The organism is Stenotrophomonas sp. YJH_SMC_122, from assembly GCF_059369535.1.
The window spans coordinates 110,357-133,639 of the sequence record NZ_JCAFST010000002.1 but is presented as its reverse complement, the minus strand read 5'-3'; the positions used below and the strand labels follow the sequence as shown (position 1 = coordinate 133,639).

At 67.9% G+C, this 23,283-nt stretch carries 21 protein-coding genes; 8 read left to right on the top strand and 13 right to left on the bottom strand.

All coding sequences use genetic code 11. The annotated features are described in order from the left end of the window. Nucleotides 1-3 precede the first annotated feature (3 nt). Entirely contained in the window at nucleotides 4-1,980 is a 1,977-nt protein-coding gene (locus AC5P66_RS04145) for a UvrD-helicase domain-containing protein (RefSeq protein ID WP_099494557.1), read from the bottom strand. 99 nt (nucleotides 1,981-2,079) lie between these two features. On the opposite strand from AC5P66_RS04145, the gene AC5P66_RS04140 reads away from it, so the two are divergent. Together AC5P66_RS04140 and AC5P66_RS04135 are read left to right on the top strand one after the other, a co-directional pair. Next, a complete protein-coding gene (locus AC5P66_RS04140) occupies nucleotides 2,080-2,751 on the top strand; it encodes an SEL1-like repeat protein (protein WP_099486979.1) in 672 nt (223 codons plus the stop codon). 125 nt (nucleotides 2,752-2,876) lie between these two features. Continuing rightward, a complete protein-coding gene (locus AC5P66_RS04135; protein WP_008264720.1) occupies nucleotides 2,877-3,497 on the top strand; it encodes a thymidine kinase in 621 nt (206 codons plus the stop codon). 524 nt (nucleotides 3,498-4,021) lie between these two features. On the opposite strand, the gene AC5P66_RS04130 is transcribed toward AC5P66_RS04135, so the two are convergent. The 5 genes from AC5P66_RS04130 to AC5P66_RS04110 form a co-directional block, all read right to left on the bottom strand. Next, nucleotides 4,022-5,626, bottom strand: coding sequence for an OpgD/OpgG family glucan biosynthesis protein (locus tag AC5P66_RS04130; RefSeq protein ID WP_032954730.1), 1,605 nt, complete (start codon nucleotides 5,624-5,626; stop codon nucleotides 4,022-4,024). Between the two features lie 105 nt (nucleotides 5,627-5,731). Further along, nucleotides 5,732-6,544 carry a bifunctional DNA-formamidopyrimidine glycosylase/DNA-(apurinic or apyrimidinic site) lyase gene (gene mutM / locus AC5P66_RS04125; RefSeq protein WP_005421105.1) on the bottom strand — a complete coding sequence of 271 codons (813 nt, stop codon included), beginning with the start codon at nucleotides 6,542-6,544 and terminating at the stop codon, nucleotides 5,732-5,734. A gap of 53 nt (nucleotides 6,545-6,597) precedes the next feature. After that, on the bottom strand, nucleotides 6,598-7,248 hold the full coding sequence (locus AC5P66_RS04120; RefSeq protein ID WP_198994670.1) for a hypothetical protein: 651 nt from the start codon (nucleotides 7,246-7,248) through the stop codon (nucleotides 6,598-6,600). 70 nt (nucleotides 7,249-7,318) lie between these two features. Continuing rightward, nucleotides 7,319-7,651 (bottom strand): EF-hand domain-containing protein, encoded by a 333-nt coding sequence (locus AC5P66_RS04115; RefSeq protein WP_049437895.1) that lies wholly within the window; start codon nucleotides 7,649-7,651, stop codon nucleotides 7,319-7,321. Continuing rightward, complete coding sequence (locus AC5P66_RS04110; RefSeq protein ID WP_099485334.1) at nucleotides 7,648-8,850, bottom strand: DesA family fatty acid desaturase; 1,203 nt, start codon at nucleotides 8,848-8,850, stop codon at nucleotides 7,648-7,650. The genes AC5P66_RS04115 and AC5P66_RS04110 overlap by 4 nt, the downstream gene beginning before the upstream one ends. Before the next feature lie 151 nt (nucleotides 8,851-9,001). Between AC5P66_RS04110 and AC5P66_RS04105 the strand changes: the two genes are divergently transcribed. Beyond that, nucleotides 9,002-9,823, top strand: a complete 822-nt coding sequence (locus AC5P66_RS04105) for an ABC transporter ATP-binding protein (protein WP_049416214.1) — start codon at nucleotides 9,002-9,004, stop codon at nucleotides 9,821-9,823. A 128-nt stretch (nucleotides 9,824-9,951) separates the two neighbouring features. On the opposite strand, the gene AC5P66_RS04100 is transcribed toward AC5P66_RS04105, so the two are convergent. After that, nucleotides 9,952-11,154 carry a DUF4785 domain-containing protein gene (locus AC5P66_RS04100; RefSeq protein ID WP_099494559.1) on the bottom strand — a complete coding sequence of 401 codons (1,203 nt, stop codon included), beginning with the start codon at nucleotides 11,152-11,154 and terminating at the stop codon, nucleotides 9,952-9,954. Between the two features lie 11 nt (nucleotides 11,155-11,165). Then, nucleotides 11,166-12,044 (bottom strand): lipase family protein, encoded by an 879-nt coding sequence (locus AC5P66_RS04095; RefSeq protein WP_049416212.1) that lies wholly within the window; start codon nucleotides 12,042-12,044, stop codon nucleotides 11,166-11,168. A gap of 261 nt (nucleotides 12,045-12,305) precedes the next feature. Here AC5P66_RS04095 and AC5P66_RS04090 point away from each other — a divergent pair, with 261 nt between their 5' ends. Then, entirely contained in the window at nucleotides 12,306-13,145 is an 840-nt protein-coding gene (locus tag AC5P66_RS04090) for an acid phosphatase (RefSeq protein ID WP_100479105.1), read from the top strand. 112 nt (nucleotides 13,146-13,257) lie between these two features. Here AC5P66_RS04090 and AC5P66_RS04085 read toward each other — a convergent pair whose 3' ends face one another. Further along, entirely contained in the window at nucleotides 13,258-15,528 is a 2,271-nt protein-coding gene (locus AC5P66_RS04085; RefSeq protein ID WP_099494537.1) for a TonB-dependent receptor, read from the bottom strand. A 160-nt stretch (nucleotides 15,529-15,688) separates the two neighbouring features. Between AC5P66_RS04085 and AC5P66_RS04080 the strand changes: the two genes are divergently transcribed. Both AC5P66_RS04080 and AC5P66_RS04075 read left to right on the top strand, forming a co-directional pair. After that, complete coding sequence (locus tag AC5P66_RS04080) at nucleotides 15,689-16,705, top strand: TIGR00266 family protein (RefSeq protein WP_263467874.1); 1,017 nt, start codon at nucleotides 15,689-15,691, stop codon at nucleotides 16,703-16,705. Nucleotides 16,706-16,938: 233 nt separating this feature from the next. Beyond that, entirely contained in the window at nucleotides 16,939-17,931 is a 993-nt protein-coding gene (locus AC5P66_RS04075; RefSeq protein WP_049416200.1) for a patatin-like phospholipase family protein, read from the top strand. Between the two features lie 39 nt (nucleotides 17,932-17,970). Here the strand turns inward: AC5P66_RS04075 and AC5P66_RS04070 are convergent, their stop codons facing one another. Next, nucleotides 17,971-18,456, bottom strand: a complete 486-nt coding sequence (locus AC5P66_RS04070) for an Lrp/AsnC family transcriptional regulator (protein WP_014035441.1) — start codon at nucleotides 18,454-18,456, stop codon at nucleotides 17,971-17,973. A 125-nt stretch (nucleotides 18,457-18,581) separates the two neighbouring features. Here AC5P66_RS04070 and phhA point away from each other — a divergent pair, with 125 nt between their 5' ends. Next, nucleotides 18,582-19,475, top strand: coding sequence for a phenylalanine 4-monooxygenase (gene phhA / locus AC5P66_RS04065; RefSeq protein WP_111097227.1), 894 nt, complete (start codon nucleotides 18,582-18,584; stop codon nucleotides 19,473-19,475). Nucleotides 19,476-19,506: 31 nt separating this feature from the next. Continuing rightward, on the top strand, nucleotides 19,507-20,157 hold the full coding sequence (locus tag AC5P66_RS04060; RefSeq protein WP_111097226.1) for a DMP19 family protein: 651 nt from the start codon (nucleotides 19,507-19,509) through the stop codon (nucleotides 20,155-20,157). 79 nt (nucleotides 20,158-20,236) lie between these two features. Here the strand turns inward: AC5P66_RS04060 and AC5P66_RS04055 are convergent, their stop codons facing one another. The 3 genes from AC5P66_RS04055 to kduI all read right to left on the bottom strand — a co-directional run bounded on the left by AC5P66_RS04055 (nucleotide 20,237) and on the right by kduI (nucleotide 23,135). Further along, nucleotides 20,237-21,361 (bottom strand): GDSL-type esterase/lipase family protein, encoded by a 1,125-nt coding sequence (locus AC5P66_RS04055; RefSeq protein WP_495216091.1) that lies wholly within the window; start codon nucleotides 21,359-21,361, stop codon nucleotides 20,237-20,239. A 90-nt stretch (nucleotides 21,362-21,451) separates the two neighbouring features. Then, nucleotides 21,452-22,207, bottom strand: a complete 756-nt coding sequence (gene kduD, locus AC5P66_RS04050) for a 2-dehydro-3-deoxy-D-gluconate 5-dehydrogenase KduD (RefSeq protein WP_005421125.1) — start codon at nucleotides 22,205-22,207, stop codon at nucleotides 21,452-21,454. A 79-nt stretch (nucleotides 22,208-22,286) separates the two neighbouring features. After that, entirely contained in the window at nucleotides 22,287-23,135 is an 849-nt protein-coding gene (kduI, locus tag AC5P66_RS04045; protein ID WP_049416190.1) for a 5-dehydro-4-deoxy-D-glucuronate isomerase, read from the bottom strand. Nucleotides 23,136-23,283: the final 148 nt, after the last annotated feature.

Sequence of the window (23,283 nt, the reverse complement as noted above, 5' to 3'; positions counted from 1 at the left end):
CGATCAGTCGAACAACGCCTCGATCGCCGCCAACCCCGCCGTCGCGCGCTCCTTCTTCCGCGCCGCATCCGCCACCGGGTCCGCGCCATCGCGCTGGATCTCCTCGGCCGGAATCTCCTCGAAGAACCGGCTCGGCTTCAACCGCACATGCTCGCCGAACTTGCGCGTGAGCTTGCTGTAACTCATCCACAGCTGGATCTTGGCGCGGGTGATGCCCACGTACAGCAGGCGCCGCTCTTCCTGCAGGTTGCCCTCATCCAGGCTGACCTGGTGCGGCAACACGCCGTCCTCGCAGCCAACGATGAACACGTACGGGAATTCCAGGCCCTTGGAGGCGTGCAGGGTCATCATGCGTACCTGGTTGCCGCCCTCGTCCTTGTCGCTGCGCGAGAGCAGCGCCAGCTGGCCGGCCAGGTCGGCGGCGGTGGCACCGCGCGGGCCGCCCTCGAACCACTGCGCCAGTTCCTCGATGTTGTTCGCCCGGCGCTGGTAGCTGGCCTCTTCCTTGGCCTGCTGGCGCAGCTCGCTCAGCAACCCCGATTCCTTGGCCACCTTGCGGATCATGTCGCCGGACGTCACCTGGCGCATCTGCGCGCGCAGGTCGCGCAGGATGTCGGTGAACCGCGCCAGGCTGTTGGCCGCGCGCGGTGGCAGCTGCTGCAGGGCGCCGATGGTCTCGGCCACATGCGCCATCGGCATGTCCTTTTCCTGCGCCAGCTCGGCCAGCCTGGCCAGCGTACCGGCACCCACATCGCGCTTGGGCGACTGCACCGCCCGCATGAACGCGGTGTCGTCGTCCGGGTTCACCAGCAGGCGCAGCCAGGCCAGCGTGTCCTTCACTTCCTGGCGTTCCAGGAACATGGTGCCGCCGGTCAGGTGGTAGGGAATGCGCAGCAGCTGCATCGCCTTCTCCAGCGGCCGCGACTGGAAGTTGCCGCGGAACAGGATGCAGAAGTCACTCCACGGCACGTTGCGCGACTGCGCCACGAAGGCGATTTCGGCGGCGACCTTTTCCGCTTCGTGTTCGCTGTTGCGGCATTCCCACACCCGGATGCGCTCGCCGTCGGCCTGGTCGCTCCACAGCTTCTTCAGGTGCTCGTGCGGGTTGTTGGCGATCAGCGCATTGGCTGCGCGCAGCACGCGGTTGGAGCAGCGGTAGTTCTGCTCCAGCTTGATGATTTCCAGCGTGGGGTAATCGCGCCCCATCTGCTGCAGGTTTTCGGGATTGGCGCCACGCCAGGCGTAGATCGACTGGTCATCGTCGCCGACGCAGGTGAAGTTGCCCTTCTCACCGGCCAGCTGCTTGAGCAGGCGGTACTGCGCGTCGTTGGTGTCCTGGCATTCGTCCACCAGCAGGTAGCCGATGCGCTCGCGCCAGGCCAGGGCGATCTCGGGGTTTTCTTCCAGGATCTGCACGGGCAGGCGGATCAGGTCATCGAAATCGACCGCATTGAACGCGTTCAGCCGCAACTGGTAGCGCTCGTAGACGCTGGCCGCTTCCTTCTCGCGGTTGCTGCGTGCGGCGGCCATCGCCTGTTCGGGCGACAGGCCGGCGTTCTTCGCGCGCGACACCAGGTTCTTCATGTCCTCGATGTCGTCGGGCTTGGCCCCGTGCATCAGGTCCTTGATCTGCGCAGCGGCATCGTCGGCGTCGAAGATCGAGAAGCCGCGCTTCAGGCCCACGGCGGCATGTTCGATCTGCAGGAACTTCAGGCCCAGCGCATGGAAGGTGCAGATGGTCACCTCGTCAGCGTCCTGCTCGCGCAGGCGCTTGGCCACGCGCTCGCGCATTTCCTTGGCCGATTTGTTGGTGAAGGTGATCGCCGCGATGCGGCGCGCCGGATAGCGGCCACTGCCGATCAGGTGGGCGATCTTCTCCACGATCACCCGCGTCTTGCCGCTGCCCGCGCCGGCGAGCACCAGCAGCGGACCTTCGATGTGCAGGACGGCGGCGGCTTGGGGGGGATTGAGACCGTGCATGGGGACAGGATTGTAGCGGGGTGCCGGCGGGCCGACCTGACTTGCATGACGCCTGGCCGTAAGGTATTGAGTCGACACCGGAACACAGGAGCGTGGTCCATGTCCTTGAACATCATCGCCCGCCCGTTGGTGGCCACCCTGCTGGGCCTGCTGGCCGTGCCTGCGGCCGGGTCCAGCCCGGCACCGCCTGCCGACGCCTATGAAGCGATCGTGCTGCAGTCGCACGAGTTTCTTGTCTACCATCCGGACCTGCGCTTCCGTGGGCTCGGCATGCAGGCCCGCGAGCGGGGCCGCCACGAAGAAGCCCGCAACGACTTCCGCAATGCCGCGCGCTACGGCGACAAGCTGTCACAGGCAGCGCTGGCCGACATGCTCTGGAACGGGCAAGGCGGTCCGGTCGACCGCGCCCTGGGCTATGCATGGATGGACCTGGCGGCCGAGCGCGGCACCGAGTGGCTGGTGGTACAGCGCGAGCGCTTCTGGGAGGCGCTGTCCGCCGACGAGCGCGAGCGCGCGGTGCGCGAGGGCCGCGCGCTGTATGCCGAGTTCGGCGACCCGGCGGCGACGCCGCGGCTGGAACGTGAACTGCGGGCCGGCAGCATGCAGCAGACCGGCAGCCGCGCCGGCTGGAACGGCGCCATGCGCAGCCAGGGCCGTGGCGATGCGGGGGTCCGTGTGCTGCAACCGGAAAAGCACCAGTTGGCCCGCTACTGGAACCCGGTGGCCTACCGGCAATGGCAGGACGAGGCGCTGGCCAGATCGGGGCGATGAGCCACGCCTGCCAGGCCATCGTTGCCTCGGCGCTGCATGGCATCGGGGTACGCGACAGCCGGCACGTGATCGCCCGGCCACGGCCGATCCGCGACGGCGGTCCGGGTGGCGACTAGAATTGGCCGATGGCCAAGCTCTACTTCTACTACTCGGCGATGAACGCCGGCAAGACCACCACCCTGCTGCAGAGCGCGCACAACTACCGCGAGCGCGGCATGCGGGTGGCGATCCTGACCCCACGCCTGGACGATCGTGCCGGCGCCGGCGTGGTCGCCTCGCGGATCGGCCTGCGCGCTGACGGCATGGCCTTCGACCGCGATACCGACCTGCAGCGCTGGGTGGAGCAGGATCTGGCAGCCAACGGCCCGATGGGCTGCGTGCTGGTGGACGAGGCACAGTTCCTGACCCGCGCCCAGGTCTGGCAGCTCAGCGAGGTGGTCGACCAGCTGCGCATTCCGGTGCTGTGCTACGGCCTGCGCACCGACTTCCGCGGCGAGCTGTTCGAAGGCAGCCAGTACCTGCTGGCCTGGGCCGACGAGATGCAGGAGATCAAGACCATCTGCCACAGCGGCAAGAAGGCGACGATGACCGTGCGCGTGGACGAGCATGGCCACGCCGTGCAGGACGGCCCGCAGGTGGAGATCGGTGGCAACGACCGCTACGTATCGGTCAGCCGCGCGGAGTTCAAGAAGATCACGCGCGGTGAAGGGCGGATCGACCCGGCGCAGGCGCCGCTGCCGCTGTAAGCGGTGTTCTTTTGCAGGGCTTGCAGCCCTGCACCCGCGGTAGTGCCGGCCGCTGGCCGGCAACAGCAACAGCAAGAGCTGGCATTGCGTGTGATGGCGGCGCGGTGTCGGACTGCGGGGACGCTGCAAGTACGTCCCTGTAAGCTTGGCAGCCGCATCCATGCGGCTGACACCCCGCACTCCGGCACCGCCCGCCTCTGACAGATTTGCGCAGCTGTTGGTAGGTGTCGACCTTGGTCGACACATCTGTCAGATATCGAATGAAATTCCGGGGTCAGATCCGTTTTCCTTCGGGAAACGGATCTGACCCCAAGAGCAATTCCCACAGATCACGGAGATCTGTCGAAGGCGGGGTGGGTCCGGTTGAGGGGGCGTGAGCGCCATGGATGGCGCGACCGAGGCTACATGGACGTATTTACGCCGCCCCCCCTCAACCGGACCCACCCCGCCATCCCACGGAATGCCCGCTTTTGACGTTGACGTTGACGTCAGCAGGTGCAGGGCTGCAAGCCCTGCCCCCCCTCTTAGTACAGCGTGCGCTCCGGCGCTCCGGCCGGCGGCGGGGTGTACTGGTACAGCCAGGTCTCGGTGAGGGTCTTGCCACCACTGCGCAGGAACAGGCGGATGTCGATCTGCTCGGTACTGCCTTCCGGCGGCACCAGGTCGAACATCGCGCGGTAGCCGTTGATCTCGCGCAGCGGGCGCGCCGACACGATCTCGACCCGGCCACGGCTGGCTTCCACCACCGCTTCGACCTCGGCCTTGTCGATCAGCCTGGCCAGTTCGCCACCTTCGAAGTCCACCGCGAAGCGCCAGCTGAAGTACTCACGCTTCTTGCCGACCACGCCGCCCAGGCCGGTGCGGCTGGCCACGCAGTGCGCCAGCGGCGGGCGCGCCGGCGGTTCGGCGCCCCAGTACAGGCGGTAGCCGACCAGCAGCTCCTGGCCCGGCTGCGGCTTTTCCTTCGGGTTCCAGAACGCCACGATGTTGTCGAAGGTCTCGTCCACGGTGGGAATCTCCACCAGCTGCACCGAGCCCTCGCCCCATTCGCCCTTCGGCTCCACCCACAGGCACGGGCGCTTCTCGTAGAACACGCCGTCGTCCTGGTAATGGTCGAAGTTGCGGTCGCGCTGCAGCAGGCCGAAGCCGCGCGGGTTGCGGTCCACGAACATGTTGAAGCGCAGGTTGCGCGGGTTCAGCAGCGGGCGCCAGATCCATTCGCCGGCACCAGTCCACAGCGACAGGCCATCGGTATCGTGGATCTCCGGGCGCCAGTCCCAGCCCATGCGGCGGTCGTTCTCGCCCACCTGGTACATGCTGGTGCACGGGGCGATGCCCAACCGCTCGATCGCCTTGCGCGGGTACAGCGCGCTGTCGATGTCCATCAGCAGCACGTCACCGTTGGTGATCGCGAAGCGATAGGCACCGGCCACGCTGGGCGAATCCAGCAGGCCATAGACCACGATCGTCTCCGAATCAGCCGACGGCTGTTCCAGGTAGTAGGCGATGAAATCCGGGAATTCCTCCGGCTTGCCCATGCCGGTGTCGATCGCCAGGCCACGCGCGGACTGGCCGTACTGGCCTTCCTTGCCGACGGCGCGGAAGTAGCTGGCGCCCAGGAAGGCGGCGAAGTCGCGGTCGGTGTCCTTGCGGGTGTTCAGGCGGAAGCCGGCGAAGCCGAGGTCGGCCGGCAGCTCGCCATCCTTGATGCCGCTCTTGCCGTAGTTGAACGCCGCGCCGTCATAGGCCAGTTCCTGCGCCTTGCCGTCGACCACGTCGAACATGCGCACCGGCGAATGGAAGTACAGGCCCAGGTGGAAGAACTTGGCCTGGAACTTGCCCGGCTGGTCGGCCCACAGCGCATGGTCCTGGCGGTAGCCGATCGACTGGTACTGGTCCCAGTCCAGTCCTTCCAGACGGCCCGGCAGCACCCGCTTGTGGCTCTTGTAGGGCGCCTGTGCCAGCGCGCGCGCCTGGCCCTTCAGGGTGGCGAAGTCGAACGGTTGCGGCTGGCCGAGGCGGCGCAGGCCCATCTGGCCGCTCCGGCTGGCCGCGCACGCGGGCAGGGACGGCAGGCCGAATGCAGCCAGGGCGAGGGAGGCATTGCGGATGAAGTCGCGTCGTTGCATGCAGGCGCGTCAGGCACAGGGAGGAAGGTCGGCCATCATAGGCAGACAAACGTTAACGGGCAGCGGAGACGCGCCCTGCCCGTTCAGCTGCCGCTGGCCGCCGGCTCAGCGCTGGCAGTGGCTGCACCAGACACTCGCGCGCTGGCCGATGGTGGCGTGCTTCAGCGCGCGGCCACAGTTCGGGCAGGGCAGCCCGTCGCGGCCGTACACCAGCAGCTCCTGTTCGAAGTAGCCCGGCGCGCCATCGGGGCTGATGAAATCGCGCAGGGTGGTGCCGCCGCGGGTGATGGCGTAGCCCAGGATCTCCTTCACCGCGTCGGCCAGCCGCTGGTAGCGTTCTCGCGAGATCTTTCCTGCCTCGCGCAACGGGCTGATGCCGGCCTTGAACAGGCTCTCGGCGGCGTAGATGTTGCCCACGCCCACCACCACCGCCTGGTCCATCAGGAAGGTCTTCACCGGCGCGCTGCGGCCCCGGCTGCGGGCGAACAGGTAGTCGCCGTCGAACGCGTCGTCCAGTGGCTCCGGGCCCAGCCCCTGCAGCAGCGGGTGGATCTCCCCAGCCGGCTGCCAGAGCAGGCTGCCGAAGCGGCGCGGGTCGTTGAAGCGCAGCAGGCGGCCGTTGTCCAGGCTGATGTCGACGTGGTCATGCGCCCGCAGCGGGGTATCACCGGGCAGCACGCGCAGGCTGCCGGACATGCCCAGGTGCAGCACGGCGCTGCCGATGGCGGTATCCAGCAGCAGGTACTTGGCTCGCCGGCGGATGTCCTCGATGCGTTGCCCCGGCAGCAGCTCGGCCACTTCCGGCGGAATCGGCCAGCGCAGATCGGCGCGGCGCAGGATCACGCCATGCACACGGCGGCCCTGCAGGTGCGGCGCCAGGCCGCGGCGGGTGGTTTCGACTTCGGGCAGTTCGGGCATGGGGCGATTCTACGCGGGGCCGTGCAAAGCCGCTGGCATGGCCCCGCGCCGCCCTATGAATCCAGACCCGCCGCTTCCACCAGGAACGCGCCCTCGACCAGTGCGCCGCGTCCGCCCAGGCGCCAGAACGCCAGATAAGGCGCGAAATCGACGGCAGCCGGGGACAACGGCTGGGCGATGTACCAGCCCAGGTAGAGGTCCGAAGCGATGTGGTACAGCGCCTCGTCCAGTGCGGCCATCTGAGGGGTATCCAGCGTGCGGGCCTCGCGCACCACATCGCAGACGACGTCGTGCAGATAGGCGCTGGGACCCGATTCGCGCCATGCGGCCTGCAGCTGCTCTGCGGGCGCTGCCATCACCGGCACGTCGCGCAGTGTGGCCTGCAGCGCGGACTCACCCGCCATGCCTGCCACCCTCGCCAGTTCGTCCAGCCAGGTGCGCGCGGCGGCCGCCACTGCCTGCACGTCGCCAGCGATGGCCGGCTGCAGGTACAGGCGCCCGTCCCAGCGCCCTGCGCCAAGCACGTCCAGCGCGCGCGACCGCAACGCATCGGCATGCGGGAAGTCTGCGAATACCGCCGCCAGCGTATCCGGGTCGGTCACGCCCTGCAGCAGGCCGGAGAAATACCAGTCCTCGCGCTCGCTGCGGCCAGCGCAGAATTCAAGCCATTCGGCGAACAGTTCCTCGTCGATCCGGTCATCCATGGGGGGAACTCCTTGGGGAACATGGGCCCGCGATGATCGCCCGGCAGCGGGTACGCAGGCCAGCATGGGCTCAGCGCGGAGGCGCCGCCAGTTCGCGCGCGTCCAGGAAACCATCACTATTGGCATCCTGCTTATGAAAGCGCTGCACGATCACCAGCCGCTGCTGCTCGCGACTGATCGCCCTGCCCTTGCCGCCGGGCAGCTCGTCGGCGCTCAGCACGCCATCACCGTTGCGGTCCATGCGATCGAAGGCATACAGCATCCACTGCACGTACTCGGCCTCGCTGACCTTGCCGTCGCCATCGCTGTCCATCCGCTGCAGATAGCTGGCGGTGTCGGTGACCTGGGCCAGCGCCGCACCCGGCAGCAGCGCCGCCAGCAGAAGCCCGTACCCTGCCCTCACGCGCCCACCAGGCTGTAGCCCTTCAACCGTGCGGCGTAGGCCTGCAACGCCGCGATACCGCTTTCCTCGGCCTCGCGGCACCACGCCTGCAGCTGATGCAGGCGCTCGGCGGCGTCGTGGCCACGGGCTTCCAGCAGCGCAGCCAATCGCCCTCGGTACTCGACCAGGGTGCAGATGCGCGGCCGCTGTGCCACCCATGCGCTGAGCTGGGCGCGGCTGTCCGGCTTCAGCCAGCGGCCATCGTTGACCAGGCCGCGGCGCAACCGGCGTGGCAGCAGCCGGCGCAGCTTGGCCCCGGCCTGCGCGGCCTCCTCGCGCAGGGCCGGCATGAACACGTTGCGCTGGAAATCGGTCATCGCCTGGAAGCGATGCGACAGCAGCGCCTTCAGGGTCTCGGCATCGGGCACGGCGATGTTCGGGCGCACGTCCATGGCCGGTGCCACCCGCAGCACCCTGGCCAGTCGCAGCGCCTGCAGCAGGCGGATCGCACTCCAGCCGATGTCGAACTCCCAGCGCCGCATCGCGAAGCGCGCCGAACTGGGGAAGGCATGGTGGTTGTTGTGCAGCTCCTCGCCACCGATCCAGAACCCCCACGGCGTAAGATTGGTGGAGGTATCGGCCGACTCGTAGTTGCGGTACCCCCACCAGTGACCCAGGCCATTGACCACGCCCGCCGCCCAGAACGGGATCCACGCCATCTGGATCGCCCACAGGGCCACGCCGGGCAGACCGAACAGCACGCTGTTGATCGCCAGCAGCAATACCGGCCCCAGCGTGGCGTGCGGGGTATACAGATGGCGCTCGATCGCGTCGTCCGGCGTGCCGCGCCCGTACTGCTCGATGTCCGCGCGCATGCCGCGCGCTTCGCGGTACAGCTCCACGCCATGCCAGAACACCTTGCCGATGCCGCGGGCGACCGGGCTGTGCGGATCGTCCTCAGTCTCCACCTTGGCGTGGTGCTTGCGATGGATGGCCACCCACTCGCGGGTGATCATCGACGTGGTCAGCCACAGCCAGAAGCGGAACAGGTGGGCCAGCGCCGGGTGGAAATCGACCCCGCGATGGGCCTGGCTGCGGTGCAGGTACAGGGTTACCGAGAAGATGGTGATCTGGGTGAAGGCCAGCAACACCGCCAGCATGGCCCACCCTCCCAGGCCGAGCACACCACCGGTCAACAGGGACATCAGGGCATCAGACATGGCAGCTCTCCGGATCGACGCGGGGATGGCAGACATGATGGGCGCTTGCGTTGCAAACTGCATCCCTGCGGCGATGTATCGCATCGCCATCCGTGGCACCGTTCACAGTTGGGGACCTGAGTTGTCGAGCCTTGATCCACGCACCAGCGCCATGACCGCCGCCCCGCCCGTCGCGGAGCAGCCCCCGTTGATCGAACTGGACCGTGCCACCGTGGTGCGCGGCCAGGTGAAGGTGCTGCACGGGCTCAGCCTGCGCATCGCACAGGGCCAGCACACCGCCCTGCTCGGCCCCAACGGCTGCGGCAAGTCGACCTTCATCAAGCTGATCACCCGCGAGCTGTACCCGCTGGCGCAGGTCGACGGCTCCGTGGCGGTAAGGGTGCTGGGGCAGAACCGCTGGCAGGTGGACCGGCTGCGATCGCAGCTGGGCATCGTCACCGGCGATCTCAGCAGCAATCTGGCCGACATGCCGGGCCTGACCGTGGAACAGGCCGTGCTGTCCGGCTTCTTCGCCAGCTACGTGGTGCCGGCCTTCCGCGAAGTGACCGCCGACATGCGCGCACGCGTGGGCGAGACACTGGCGATGACCGGCGCCCTGTCCCTGCGCGACCGCGCCTACGCCGAGTTGTCCGCTGGCGAGACCCGCCGCGTGCTGATCGCCCGCGCGCTGGTCAACCGGCCACAGGCACTGCTGCTGGACGAACCCTCCACCGGGCTGGACCTGGTCGCCCGCGAGCAGCTGGTGGCGACGATGCGGGTGCTGGCGCAGCAGGGCATCACCTTGGTGCTGGTGACCCACCACATCGAAGAGATCATTCCCGAGATCGAGCGCGTGGTGCTGCTGCGCGACGGCCGTGTACTGGCTGACGGTACCCGCGCCGAGCTGCTGCGCAACGAACCGCTGTCGGCGGTGTTCGGCGGCGCGATCACCGTGTGCGAGCAGGAAGGCAGGCTGACCGCATACGCGGGGTGATCGGCATGCCGTTGTAGAGCCGAGCCGATGCTCGGCTGCTCGTGATCACGGCAAACAGCAGCCGAGCATGGGCTCGGCTCTACCCAGGAGGGAGCAGCGGGCCGGACCCCGGCCCGCCGCCCGCAACCTCAGAACCGCAACGCCAGCGCGCGCGACTCGATCGGTGCCATCCGGCTCTGGTCCTGCAGCTGCAGGTCGCGCAGCTCGTACGGTGCGCCGAAACCGGCCGGCAACGCAGCCTGGTCGAACGGCAGCACCAGCTGGCCGGCGCCTGGGCCGTCGAACCACGCTGCTGCATGTGCCTGCGCGACCGGCTTCATCCGGCCATCGCGGGCCGTGGCATACAGCGTGCCGCGTGCCTCGTAGCGGCCTGCCGCAGCCACCTGCAGCGGCAGCGCCACCTGGCGGCTGGACGGGTCCGGTGCTGCCTGGCCACTGAAACGCGCGGTCGGCCGTGCCACCGCGAAGGCCACCTTGCCATCGCGCAGCACGCCATCGGCCTGGGCGAACACCTGCAGCTCCCACAGCCCCTGCACGGTGCCGACGTCGGTCGGGATCCGCACCTGCGCGCGCAGGCTGCCATCGGTGGTGCGCAGCAGGCGCTGCGGCCAACTGCGGCCATCCGGTGCGACCAGCAGGGCTTCACCACCCAGGCCGCCACGACGCGATGCCAGCTGCGCGGTGGTGGCGCCGTCTTCCAGCAGGCGTGCCTGCAGCTGCACGTTGCCACCGGCCAGCACCTGCGCCTGGTTGGCCTGCACTTCCAACCGCAGCGGGCTGTTCGGCTCCAGCACCTGCACCACATAGCGGCCCTGCGCCTGCGCGCTCTGCAGCGTGTACGCACCGGCCGCACTGGTCGCGCCGGTGCGCAGCATGCTGCTGCCATCACTCACCGGCATGCCGGCATCCTGCAGGGCGCGCGCATCGACACTGCGCGCCACGCTGCTGCGGCCGGCCGGGTCGCGCACCTGCAGGGCGCTGGCCGGCAGCACGCGGGCACCTGCGGCCGGGCTCAGCTGGATCACCGCATCGGCCGCCGTCAGCGGCAACTCCAGGCCGCGTTGCAGCTGGGCGCCATCGACCTGCTGCCAGTAGCTGCGGCTGACCGAGGCATACGGCGTAGCCGCCTGCAGCGATTGCGCCGGGTCCAAGGCCCAGGCGAAGGACAGCGGTGCGCGTTCGCTGTCATCGGCCGGCAACGGCGCGGCAACCAGCGCAGCGGGCACCTGGTCGCCCGCGCGGGCGGCCTGCAGCGGCTGCGCGGCCTGCGCTGCGGAAAGGGACAGCACTGCCAGCACGGCGCTGGCCAGCAGGGTGGAATGGATCGTCATGGTCATCTCCCTCACTGGGTCAGGTCGTTGCGCAGCAGGGTGCCCAGGCCGAAGCACTCACGGCGGCTCTGGTTGTGGCTGAGCGGCTCTGCCCCCTGTGTACGCTGCGTGTCGGTGAACCAGGTGGTGCCTGCAGCCTTCTGGCTGCTGCACTCCAGGAAGCCATCGGAGCAGGACGACAGCCAGTTCTGGGTGAACTCCAGGCCGACGTTGGCGGCATAGCCACCGCAGTAGCTGTTGCTGTCCCACACCGCTGATTCCACGTCACTGCCGACCACCGCGCGGAACGGCTTGGGCAGCGCCGGGCGACCGGCCGTGCCGTACAGGTTCTGCGCGTTGTAGGTGGCCATGCTGGCCACCTGCTGCTGGCGCACGGCGTCGTTCTTGTAGCCCAGCAGCCAGCCCAGCGAGGTTTCGAAGGTATTGCCGTTGAGCACCGCATCGGCCAGTGGCGTGCCCGCCGAGGACGGTGCCAGCGCGGTGACCTTGCGCACCGTGCGGATGATCTTCGGATAGCGGCTGTCGTAGGTCGGGTTGGACAGGATCCAGCGCACCACGTTGCCGCCGTTGGAATGGGTGATCACCACCAGCTGGGTGATGCCGCGGCTGTCGATGAAACTGGTCAGCTGGTTGGCCAGGCAGCCGGCGGCCTCCGGCTTCCACATGTACTGGGTGAAGTCACAGTTGATGACAACGTAGTTGCTGCTGTTCGGCAGGCCCTGGCGCACGGTGTCGATGATCGCCGGCTGCCAGTAGTCCTGGGTGGCATTGGTCTGCGCGCCGGTGCCATGCACGAAGGCCACGCCTACCACGTCGGCGGCCTGCGCCGGTGCTGCTGCCAGCCCCAGAAGCAGGGCCAGGACGGTACTTCCTGTTGCGGTGCTGCGCATCGCTTCTCTCCCTCTGTCTTCGGATCCCCCCGACCCGGCTGGAACTGGACGGCCCCTGGTGCCTGCCGATGTGCCGATGCTCACGGCGCGGCCGCGTGAAAGTCCGTGCGCTGCGCCCGGATTCAGCAGACTGGCACGCTTCGATGACGTTCTTCATCTCCTGTGATGACCATGCCGGGTCTGGCCGTATGACCGATGGCCACTGCGGTGCCGCATACGGGCTGCGATCATGACGCGATGTTTTTCCTCCGGAGCCCGTCCATGTCGTTGATTTCCCACCCCGCCCGCCCGCTGCTCGGCCTCGCCGTTGCCGTGGCCCTGGCCGGCTGTGCTGCCTCGGCCACCAAGCCGACCGCCGTCGAAGCCAACATCACCACCAAGGCGGTGGGCTATCTGGACAAGAGCGCTGTTCCGGCCAGCCTCGATCTGGTGCCGGCACCGCCGGTGGCCGGTTCGGCCGCCCTCGCCCTGGACGAACAGGTCAGCCGTGAAGCCCGCGCGCTGCGTGGCAGCCCGCGCTTCGCCCAGGCCGGCGTCGATGCGGAACTTGGCTTCCCCGAAGGTGCAAACCACTTCTCCTGCGCCGCCGACATCGACATCGATGCGGTGAAGACTCCGGCGCTGTATCGACTGCTGGAGCGCAGCCGGATCGACGCCAGCGCCGCCACCAAGGCGGCCAAGAACCACTACCAGCGCCCGCGCCCGTTCATGGTCAACGGTGAGCCGACCTGCTCGCCGAAGGACGAGGATGGCCTGCGCAAGAATGGTTCCTATCCATCCGGCCACACCTCGATCGGCTGGGCCTGGGCACTGATCCTGTCGGAGATCGCGCCGGACCGCGCCGATGCCATCCAGGCCCGCGGCCGCAACTACGGCGAGAGCCGCCTGGTGTGCAACGTGCACTGGCAGAGCGACATCCTCGAAGGCCGCTTCATGGGCGCCACCGCCGTCGCCCGCCTGCATGACAACGCGGCGTTCAACAAGGACCTGCTGGCCGCACGCAAGGAGATCGAGGCGGCACGCAAGGCCGGTCGGCACTCCAGCCGCGACTGCGCCACCGAGAATGCGGTGCTGAAGGTGCGCCCGCAGAGCGCGCTGTAGGCGCCTGCGCGATCGGTCATTGCCGGCCAGCGGCCGGCACTACGGGTGGGTGCGAAGCAGAAGGGCCGGCAGTGCGCCGGCCCTTCTTCATTGCACTACCGCAGCGACCGCATCAGAACTTCGCGGTGAACTCCACGCCCCAGGTCCGCGGCTCGTTGAGGAAGCCGGTCAGGTTGTTGAAGTCGATCGCACCGACCACGCGGGTCTGGTTGGTCAGGTTGCGGCCGAACACCGCCACATCGTACTGGCCATAACCCCAGTTGTAGCCCAGGCGCAGGCCGCCTTCCAGCGAACTACGGCCGCGGAATTCCGGCGACTCGTAGATGAAGAAGTTCACCGCGCTGCGGTAGGCCCAGTCGGTGTAGGCGTACAGCTCGCTGCCATCGCTGAGCGGGAAGCCCACGCGCAGGGTCGCGTTGTGGATCCACTTCGGCGCCTGCGGCAGCGGGTTGCCGTTCACCAGCGCGTAGGTCTGGCCGTTGATCACCGTGGTCGGGTCGGTGATGGTGCAGCCGCCGCCACAGATCGCCACCGCCAGGCTCTTGTCCTTGATCTCGGTGTCGTTGTAGCTGCTGCCAAAGGTCAGCAGGACGTTGTCGGCCAGGTAGGCCTCCAGGTCCAGCTCGACGCCCTGGCCGATGGTCTTGTCGGCGTTGAGCAGGGTGGCGGTGTTGTTGGAACCGCCCACGGCGATCAGCTGCTGGCCATCGACGTCGTAGCGGAACACGCTCAGGCCCAGGCGGGCGCGGCGCTCGAACAGGTCGGCCTTGATGCCGGCCTCGTACGAGATGACCTTCTCCGAATCGGCCTGCGACAGACCCGGCGCAAAGGCCAGGCGGCCCTGGATCGACGGCGCGCGGAAGCCCTTGGCCACGCGGGCGTAGGCGTTGATGTCGTCGGTCAGCTTGTAGACGCCGCTCAGGTCCCAGCTGACGTCGTTGACGTCGGTGTTGGCCAGGTATGGGCCACTGACCGGGGTGCCGAACGGAACGGCCTGCAGCACGCTGGCGCTGAAGTCCTTCTTGTCCTGGGTGTAGCGCACGCCGGCACGCAGCTTGAAGCGGTCGGTGACGTCGAAGTCACCCGAGGCGAACACCGCCCAGGCCTTGTTGCGCTGGTTCTGCACCACGTGGCCGGTCTGCGGATTGCCCGGGGCCAGCGAGTCGTAGTTGAAGTTGTTGATGGTCACGTCTTCATCGAAGTAGAAGACGCCGGCCTGCCAGTCGAAGCGGCCCCACTCGTTGGATTCGACGCGGAATTCCTGCGTCCACTGGCGGTGGTGCGGCAGGCCGTCGGCCGACTCCGAGGAGAACGGAATCAGGCCCGGACCGTAGTTGCCGGCACCGAGGAAGGCTGCACCGTAGCCGCCGTCGATGTCGCCACGGTTGAGCGATTCGGCGGTCTCGTAGCCGGTGATCGAATGCAACGTCACCGAGCCGAGGTTCCACTGCAGGCGCGCGCTGCCGCCCCAGGTCTCCAGGTCGGAGAAGTTGACGCCGTCGTTGGCCACCTTGTCGCGGTCGAAGTTCTCGACCAGCGAATTGCCACCCTTCTGGATGATGTTGGCACGGAACAGGCGGGCGGTGCCGTTGAGCTTGCGCTTGTGCAGATTGAACAGCGCTTCGAAGTCATCGCCTTCGTACAGGAACTGCACGCGGCCGGCGGCTTCGTCGTAGCCTTCGAAGCCGCTGTTGGGCGCGCCGACACGGGTGTTGTCGACCCAGTCGTCGCGGCGCTGGTAGATCGCCGAGACGCGTGCCGACCAGCGGTCGGTCAGCGGGCCGCCGTAGGCGCCCTGCACGTTCCAGCTGTTGTAGCTGCCGTAGCCCACGCGCACGTAGCCATCGGCATCCTGCGACGGTCGCGCCGAGTCGAACTTGACCACGCCGGCCGGCGTGTTGCGGCCGAACAGGGTGCCCTGCGGGCCACGCAGCACTTCCACGTTGGCCAGGTCGAACAGCGGGAAGCCCTTCAGCAGCGGGCTTTCCTGCACGACGTCGTCGTATACCAGCGACACCGGCTGCGAGGCATTGAGATCGAAATCGGTGTTGCCCAGGCCGCGGATGTAGAAGCGCGGGAAGGCACGGCCGTAGGACGACTCGATGTTGAGGCTGGGCACGCGTGCGGCCAGGAAGCGGATGTCATCGCCGGCCGAACCGAGCACATCCAGCTTCTCGCCCTGGATCGCGCTGACTGCGACCGGTACGTCCTTGGCGTTCTCGACACGGCGCTGCGCGGTTACCTGCAGGGTATCGAGGGCAACCGGATCCTTGGCGGCAGGGGTTTCCTGGGCGGCTGCTACCAACGGCAGCAGGGCGGAAAGAGCGGCAACGAGAGGGCGCGCGACCGGAAGGCGGCCACGGGAAGTGCGGGTCGGGGACATGGCGGTAGGCTGTGTTTGGAGGGGTGGTAAAACGGCGCTACCAGATAATTGTTGCAATACAGCACCTGCCCCGCAAATGCCCGCCGTTCATGGCCCCGTCGCCCTGCCCCCCGGGGCGCTCGCTAGACTCGGGGTTTTCCAGCGCCGCGGAGCCGCCGCAATGACCCAGTGGTACTTCCATCCCTCGGCCCAGGCCGACCGAATCGGACCGCTCGATGACCAGGCCGCGCGCCGCTACGCGCAGGCCAACCCGCGCGCGCTGGCCTGGTGCCAGGGCATGAGCGGATGGACCTCGATTGCCGAAGTGCCCGAACTGCAATCAGCGGCCCCGGGCATGCCCCACACCCCACCCCCGGTCCCCGCCACCGCCAGCGGCCGCGCCGACGACATCGAATTCCGCATCGTCGGCCATGAAATGCAGTTCGTGGAAATCGAGCTTGATCCCGGCGAGAGCGCCATTGCCGAGGCCGGCGCGTTGATGTTCAAGGACGCCACGGTGCAGATGGATACCGTGTTCGGCGCCGCCAATGGCGACCAGGGCGGCGGCTTCATGGGCAAGGTGATGGCTGCCGGCAAGCGCGTGCTGACCGGCGAAAGCCTGTTCGCCACCGTCTACACCCAGAGCGGCCATGGCAAGGGCAGGGTCGCCTTCGCTGCGCCCTACCCTGGGACGGTGCTGGCGATGAAACTGGACCAGCACGGCGGCCGCCTGATCTGCCAGAAGGACAGTTTCCTGGCCGGCGCGCGCGGCGTGCAGATCGGCGTGCAGTTCCAGCGCAAGATCATGACCGGCCTGTTCGGGGGCGAGGGTTTCATCATGCAGAAACTGGAGGGCGACGGCTGGGTGTTCATCCACGCCGGCGGCTGCGTGGTGGAGCGCGAGCTGGCCGCCGGCGAACGCCTGGACGTGGATACCGGCTGCGTGGTGGCCTACCACCCGACCGTGGACATGGACGTGCGCCGTGTTGCGGGCATCAAGAGCATGCTGTTCGGCGGCGAGGGTGTGTTCCTGGCCACGTTGACCGGCCCCGGCAAGGTCTGGCTGCAGTCGCTGCCGTTCTCGCGCCTGGCCGGCCGCATGTGGATGGCCGCACCGCAGGGCGGCGGCCAGAGCCGCGGCGAAGGCTCGGTGCTGGGCGGCCTGGGCCGGATGCTGGATGGTGACAACCGGTTCTGACCGGCTCCGGTCGTGCCGGCCGCTGGCCGGCAGCCTCATGGACTTCGCGCGCATCCCGGTAGTGCCGGCCGCTGGCCGGCAGCCCCATGGACCGTTGCCAGTTTCCCTATGGTTGCCGGCCAGCGGCCGGCACTACCTTTATGAATGGGCGATATTTCCCACCCTGCCCGCCCCGCCGCGGCTTCGGTATGCTGGCGCCCTTTCCTGAATCCGGCGCCGCGCGCGCACTGCCGATGAGCCTGTTCCGCCCCCGCATGCTGCTGTCTGTCGCCCTGATCGGCCTGCTGGCCGGCTGCGGTGGCGATCCGGTCCGCCCCACGCCGCCGCCGGCGCCGACCGTGGTCCCGCAGGCCAAGCCGGTGAAGATCGGCATCGCCCTGGGCGGCGGTGCGGCCAAAGGCTTTGCCCATATCGGCGTGATCAAGATGCTGGAGGCCAACGGCTTCGAGCCGGCCGTGGTCGCCGGCACCAGCGCCGGCAGCGTGGTCGGCGCCCTGTATGCCAGCGGCATGGATGCCTTCCAGATGCAGAGCAGGGCCGTGGCGCTTGATGAAGCCAGCATCCGCGACGTTCGCCTGTTCTCCGGTGGCCTGGTGCAGGGCCAGAAGCTGCAGGACTACGTCAACGAACAGGTTGCCAACCGTCCTGCCGAGCGCCTGAAAAAGCCGTTCGCCGCCGTCGCCACCCAGCTGGAAACCGGCGAGCGCGCGATCTTCGTGCGCGGCAATGTCGGCCAGGCGGTGCGCGCATCGAGCAGCATCCCCGGCGTGTTCGAACCGGTGAAGATCGGCGGCCGCAACTACATCGACGGTGGCGTGGTCAGCCCGGTGCCGGTGGACGCTGCCCGCCAGCTCGGCGCCGACTTCGTGATCGCCGTCGACATCTCCAGCAAGGCCAGCGGCAAGGCGCCGACGGACATGCTGGGCATCGTCAACCAGTCCATCTCGATCATGGGCCAGCGCCTGGGCGAGCAGGAACTGGCGCGCGCCGACATCGTCATCCGGCCGAAGGTGCTGGACATCGGCGCCGCCGATTTCAGCCAGCGTGGCACCGCGATCCTGGAAGGCGAAAAGGCGGCGATGGCGGCCATGCCGCAGATCCGTGCGAAGATCCAGCAGCTGCAGCGCGCACGCGCCGCCGCAGCGGCACCAGCGCCGGTGGCCGCACCGAAGTGCGAGGAAGCCTCGCGCCTGGGCAGGCTGATGGGCCGCAAGGACAAGTGCTGATCCATTGATGCCATGCCGCCGGGCACGCCTGGTGGCTGCTCAGGGCTCCAACTGCGACAACGGCAGCGCCTGGAAGCCCTTCACCGTGCGCAGCACGAAGCTGGAATTGGCATCGGCCACGCCACCGGCATTGAGCAGCCGATCCAGCAGGAAGTGCGAGAAATGCTCCAGGTCGCGCACGTAGACGTGCAGCAGGTAGTCCATGTCGCCGGTCAGCGCATGGCAGGCCACCACTTCATCCCAGCCCTGAACGCTGTCCACGAAGTGGCCGATGGCGGCCTGGTCGTGTTTTTCCAGCTGCACGCGCACGAAGGCCTGCAGGCCCAGGCGCAGTTGCCGTGGCTCCAGGCGCGCACCATAGCCGACGATCACGCCCTCGCTTTCGAGCCGCTGCAGGCGGCGCAGGCAGGCCGAGGGCGACAGATTCACCCGCGCCGCCAGTTCGGCGTTGGTAGCGCGCCCGTCCCGCTGGATTTCAGCCAGCAGGCGTATATCCGTGCGATCGAACTGGACTTCTCCGGCCATTGTTGCCCCGCAACATGGTGAGTACGCAAGGATATTGCGCCAACAACGGCAATCGGCGCAACTTTTGCAACCCTGTTGCGCGCGCCCTGCCCTAGCATCGTGGGTATCCCTTCAAGGAGCGCCCCATGGACCTCGCCCAGCCCCGCCGCGTCGAACACCAGCAGACCGACAAGGGCTACGTGCCGGTGTACACCACCGCGCTCGTCGAGCAACCGTGGGACACCTACACTGCCGACGACCACGCGACCTGGAGCACGCTGTACCAGCGCCAGCGCGAGCTGCTGGTCGGCCGCGCCTGCCAGGAGTTCCTGGATGCGCAGGACGAGATGGGGATGAGTGCGCACATGATTCCGCGCTTCGACCAGCTCAACGAAGTGCTCGGCGCGGCCACCGGCTGGACCCTGGTCGGCGTCGAAGGCTTGTTGCCGGAACTGGATTTCTTCGACCACCTGGCCAACCGCCGTTTCCCGGTGACCTGGTGGATCCGTCGCCCGGACCAGATCGACTACATCGCCGAACCGGACCTGTTCCACGATCTGTTCGGCCACGTGCCGCTGCTGATGAACCCGGTGTTCGCCGATTACATGGAGGCGTACGGCCGCGGCGGCGTCAAAGCGCATGCGATCGGTCCGGATGCGCTGCAGAACCTGACCCGCCTGTACTGGTACACCGTGGAATTCGGCCTGATCGACACGCCCGAGGGCCTGCGCATCTACGGTGCCGGCATCGTGTCGTCGAAGGGCGAGTCGCTGTACTCGCTGGAATCGGCCGCGCCCAACCGCATCGGCTTCGACCTGCAGCGGATCATGCGCACGAAGTACCGCATCGACACCTTCCAGAAGACCTACTTCGTCATCGACAGCTTCGAACAGCTGATGCAGGCGACGTCGCCGGACTTCACCCCGATCTACGCGGCACTGGCCAACCAGGCGCATCTGCCGGCCGGTGACGTGCAGGGCGATGACCGCGTGTTCCAGAAGGGCACGGGCGAAGGCTGGGCCGACGGCGGCGACGTGTGAGACGCGCTGGCCTGCGGGTATCCTGCACGGCATGACCGATGTGTTTGCCGCCCTGCGCGTGACCGGCGTCGCTTTCGACGACGACTTCATCCTGCTGGCCCTGGCCGATGGCCGGCGCACCCGACAGCCGCTGCGCTGGGCACCCGCGCTGTTCGAAGCCGATGCCGGGCAACGCGCGCAGTGGGTCGCCACCGCCGATGGCCTGGGCGTGAACTGGCCGGCACTGCTGCCGGCACGCGAGGCGGGCGTGGTCGATATCCTCAACCAGGTCTGGGAAGACCGCTACGACGCGGCGATGGCGCGGCTGAAGGACGCCGGATGGACGCTGGATGCGCTGTCCGATGAGGACCAGCAACTGGTGGCGCTGTGGCGCATGGAAGCGGACATCAACAACGGCGGCTTCATGCAGTTCCTGTGCAACTGGGGCGACCCGACCTGCCAGCTGGCGCTGCGCGCGCTGCAGGCGATGGGCGCGACGCAGACCCACGCGATCCTGGCCGGCATGCGCGGGCTGCTGGATCGGCTGGAAAACGACCCGGCGATCAAGGAACTGACCGACCTGTACGACGCGATGAGCGAAGACGAACAGCAGGCGCTGGAGGCGTTCGAGGAAGCCTATTTCGAACGCCCGGAAGACCTTGCCCGGCTGGGCCTGCTGCACTTCGGTGCAGAGCGGCTGTAGCAGCCCGTAGAGCCGAGCCCATGCTCGGCTGCGATCAACCGGATGCAAGACAGCCGAGCGCAGGCTCGGCTCTACAGGATCAGCGCGGGTACGCCAGCAGCAGCACCAGGTCCTCGTCACCCACCTGCTGCAGCGCATGGCGGCTGCCCTTGCGGGTCAGCAGCGCGTGCCCGGCGTGCACGTCGTACTGCCTGCCGTCCAGCACGTAGCTGCCCTGCCCACTGACGATGTAGTAGATCTCATCCTTGTGCTGCGGATGCAGGCCGATACCCGCGCCCTTGTGCAGCACGCGCTTGCGCAGCACGAAGGGCAGGTCCGCCGCGCCGGCAAAGAACGGATACGCGGTGGTGGGCCCGCCGCCGCCGTGCGGGCCGGGCTGCATGCGCGCAATCGTGCCTTCGTGCACGACCTGCGAATGTCCCGTCGCACCGGCGCCCTGCCCTGCATCCATCACGTCGCAGTCGATGTCCCGCACCAGCGTCGGCTGCAGCGCGGGTAGCAGCGGCACCGCCTCGCGCAATACCAGGCAGGCCACCGCATGGGCGCCGGCCACGCTGAAATGGGTGCCGTCGGCCTTGTTCTGTTCGGGCACGAACAGGAAGTAGGGTCGCGCGCCCTCCTCACCCAGCGCGCGGATCCAGCGCATGCTGCGATCATTCAGATCGATCAGCGCAATCTGCTCGCGCGCGGCCAGCGCCTTCATCGACTGTGTGTAGCGGCCATGCGTGTCCAGCAGTGAACCGAAGTCGTACAGCAGCCGCGCCACCGGCGTGACCAGCACCGGCGTGGCGCCCTTTCCGCGCGCGACCTGTACGTAGCGCATCAGCAGGCGCGGATAGTCGCTGTCCGGGTCGGTATAACGCGTGCGGTCTTCGAACTTCGCATCGTTGTGGCCGAACTGGATCAGCAGCACGTCGCCTTGGCGCAGCTCGGCGGCGATGGCATCCAGGCGCCCTTCTTCGATGAAACTGCGCGTGCTGCGCCCGCCCTTGGCGTGGTTGTGCACCTCCAGGCGCGCCGGGTCCAGGTAGCTCTGCAGCGCCTGGCCCCAGCCGGCCTGCGGCGCGCGCTCGGGGCCGTATGCGGCCGCAGTGGAGTCGCCGGCAATGAAGACCCGCACTGGCGCCGCCTGTGCGGTGGTGCACGACAGCAGCGACAGCAGCGACAGCAGCGACAGCAGCGACAGCAGCAACAGCTTGCGCATGACCAGGCCCTTGTAGAGCCGAGCCGTGCTCGGCTGCTTTGGGAAAGCGGTGCGGACCAAGGTCCGCACCCACCGTTCGTCGCCTTGCCGTCAGCGCGCCAGCCAGCCACCATCGACCGGCAGCACGGCACCGTTGATGTAATCCGACGCGGACGAGGCCAGGAACACGGCCGCACCGGCCAGGTCATCCGGCGTACCCCAGCGGCCGGCCGGGATGCGCTCCAGGATCGCCTTGTTGCGCGCTTCATCGGCGCGCAGCTGGGCGGTATTGTCGGTAGCCATGTAGCCCGGGGCGATGGCATTGATGTTGATGCCCTTGCCCGCCCACTCGTTGGCCAGCAGCCGGGTGATCCCGGCGATGCCGCTCTTGCTGGCGGTGTACGACGGCACGCGGATACCGCCCTGGAAGGACAGCATCGAAGCGATGTTGATGATCTTGCCGTGGCCCTGTTCGATGAAGTGGCGGCCGGCGGCCTGCGAAATGAAGAACGCGGACTTGAGGTTGACGTTCATCACGTCGTCCCAGTCCTGCTCGCTGAAGTCCACCGCATCGGCGCGTCGGATCAGGCCGGCGTTGTTGACCAGGATGTCCAACCCGCCCAGCCCTTCGATGGTCTCGCGGACCACGCGCGCCACCGGCTCGATGCTGATCAGGTTGGCTTCGATGGCCAGGCAGCGGCGGCCCAGCGCGGTGATCTTTTCGATGGTGTCGGTGGGCGGGGCGATGCCGGCCACGGCGACGTCGGCGCCAGCGGCGGCCAGTGCCACGGCGATGCCCTGGCCCAGACCGGTGTTGCCACCGGTTACCAGAGCGACCTTGCCTTCCAGGCTGAAGGGATTAGCCATTGCGTATGCGTTCCTTGATTGGGGCGAGCGGGGTCAGCGCTACGGCCGCCGGCACACGGTGCGCGGCGGCCAGGCGGGCTTACTTGAGCTGGCAGATGTCCAGCACGTGCATGTCGGTGTAGTCCAGGTTCTCGCCACCCATCGCCCAGATGAAGGCGTAGTTGCTGGTACCGGCACCCATGTGGATCGACCACGGCGGCGACACGACCGCTTCGTTGTTCTGGATCACGATGTGGCGCTGCGCGTCCGGTTCGCCCATGAAGTGGTAGACGCGGTCGCTGTCGCCCAGGTCGAAGTAGAAGTAGACCTCGCTGCGACGGTCGTGCAGGTGCGGCGGCATGGTGTTCCACACGCTGCCCGGCTTTAGCACGGTCAGGCCCAGCAGCAGCTGCGAGGACTGGCAGGTGGCCGGCACGATGTACTGGTAGATGGTGCGCTCGTTGCTGGTTTCCAGCGCGCCGCGGTCCAGTGCAACGGCGTCCTTGATGGACAGCTGCCTGGTTTCGAAGCGGGCATGGGCCGGGGTCGAGGCCAGATAGAACTGGGCGGGGTTGGCGGCGTCCTGCGAGGCGAATACGACCTCCTTGCTGCCCATGGCCACGTACAGACCGTCCTTCGGACCCAGCGTGTAGACGGTGCCATCCACGGTGACCGTACCGGTGCCGCTGCCGACGTTGATCACGCCCAGTTCCCGGCGCTCCAGGAATGGGTGGCCTGCGGCCGAAGCGGGTTCGGTCTGGGTCGGCAGCGCAAGCGGTGCGTCCACCGGGGCGGCGCCACCAATCACGAAGCGCTCGTAGTGGGTGTACTTGAGGGTCACCGCACCGGCGTTGAACAGGCCATCGAGCAGGTACAGGTCACGCAGCTGGTCGTTGCTGGCACCGTGGATGGCATCGGGATGGGTGGCGTAATGGGTCTTGCTGTACATGGCGTCTCCAGAGCGGGGGGCGGGCCGACGGGTCGGCCCCGGCGCGGTTCACGGTCGATTCTAGCCAGACAGGAAACCGGTGTCATTTTGCGTCGCACGATGCCGGGATGGCCCGCAGGCGCGGTGGATCGGGTGGATGGGGCAGGGG

Bases quoted from the DNA above. Each gene is read 5' to 3' on its own strand.
- AC5P66_RS04085 (WP_099494537.1), bottom strand. From the start codon at position 15,528: ATGTCCCCGACCCGCACTTCCCGTGGCCGCCTTCCGGTCGCGCGCCCT.
- AC5P66_RS04080 (WP_263467874.1), top strand. From the start codon at position 15,689: ATGACCCAGTGGTACTTCCATCCCTCGGCCCAGGCCGACCGAATCGGA.
- AC5P66_RS04120 (WP_198994670.1), bottom strand. From the start codon at position 7,248: ATGGATGACCGGATCGACGAGGAACTGTTCGCCGAATGGCTTGAATTC.
- AC5P66_RS04055 (WP_495216091.1), bottom strand. From the start codon at position 21,361: ATGCGCAAGCTGTTGCTGCTGTCGCTGCTGTCGCTGCTGTCGCTGCTG.
- mutM (WP_005421105.1), bottom strand. From the start codon at position 6,544: ATGCCCGAACTGCCCGAAGTCGAAACCACCCGCCGCGGCCTGGCGCCG.
- AC5P66_RS04090 (WP_100479105.1), top strand. From the start codon at position 12,306: ATGTCGTTGATTTCCCACCCCGCCCGCCCGCTGCTCGGCCTCGCCGTT.
- AC5P66_RS04095 (WP_049416212.1), bottom strand. From the start codon at position 12,044: ATGCGCAGCACCGCAACAGGAAGTACCGTCCTGGCCCTGCTTCTGGGG.
- AC5P66_RS04070 (WP_014035441.1), bottom strand. From the start codon at position 18,456: ATGGCCGGAGAAGTCCAGTTCGATCGCACGGATATACGCCTGCTGGCT.
- kduD (WP_005421125.1), bottom strand. From the start codon at position 22,207: ATGGCTAATCCCTTCAGCCTGGAAGGCAAGGTCGCTCTGGTAACCGGT.
- kduI (WP_049416190.1), bottom strand. From the start codon at position 23,135: ATGTACAGCAAGACCCATTACGCCACCCATCCCGATGCCATCCACGGT.
- AC5P66_RS04145 (WP_099494557.1), bottom strand. From the start codon at position 1,980: ATGCACGGTCTCAATCCCCCCCAAGCCGCCGCCGTCCTGCACATCGAA.
- AC5P66_RS04100 (WP_099494559.1), bottom strand. From the start codon at position 11,154: ATGACGATCCATTCCACCCTGCTGGCCAGCGCCGTGCTGGCAGTGCTG.
- AC5P66_RS04110 (WP_099485334.1), bottom strand. From the start codon at position 8,850: ATGTCTGATGCCCTGATGTCCCTGTTGACCGGTGGTGTGCTCGGCCTG.
- AC5P66_RS04075 (WP_049416200.1), top strand. From the start codon at position 16,939: ATGAGCCTGTTCCGCCCCCGCATGCTGCTGTCTGTCGCCCTGATCGGC.
- phhA (WP_111097227.1), top strand. From the start codon at position 18,582: ATGGACCTCGCCCAGCCCCGCCGCGTCGAACACCAGCAGACCGACAAG.
- AC5P66_RS04130 (WP_032954730.1), bottom strand. From the start codon at position 5,626: ATGCAACGACGCGACTTCATCCGCAATGCCTCCCTCGCCCTGGCTGCA.
- AC5P66_RS04060 (WP_111097226.1), top strand. From the start codon at position 19,507: ATGACCGATGTGTTTGCCGCCCTGCGCGTGACCGGCGTCGCTTTCGAC.
- AC5P66_RS04105 (WP_049416214.1), top strand. From the start codon at position 9,002: ATGACCGCCGCCCCGCCCGTCGCGGAGCAGCCCCCGTTGATCGAACTG.
- AC5P66_RS04135 (WP_008264720.1), top strand. From the start codon at position 2,877: ATGGCCAAGCTCTACTTCTACTACTCGGCGATGAACGCCGGCAAGACC.
- AC5P66_RS04140 (WP_099486979.1), top strand. From the start codon at position 2,080: ATGTCCTTGAACATCATCGCCCGCCCGTTGGTGGCCACCCTGCTGGGC.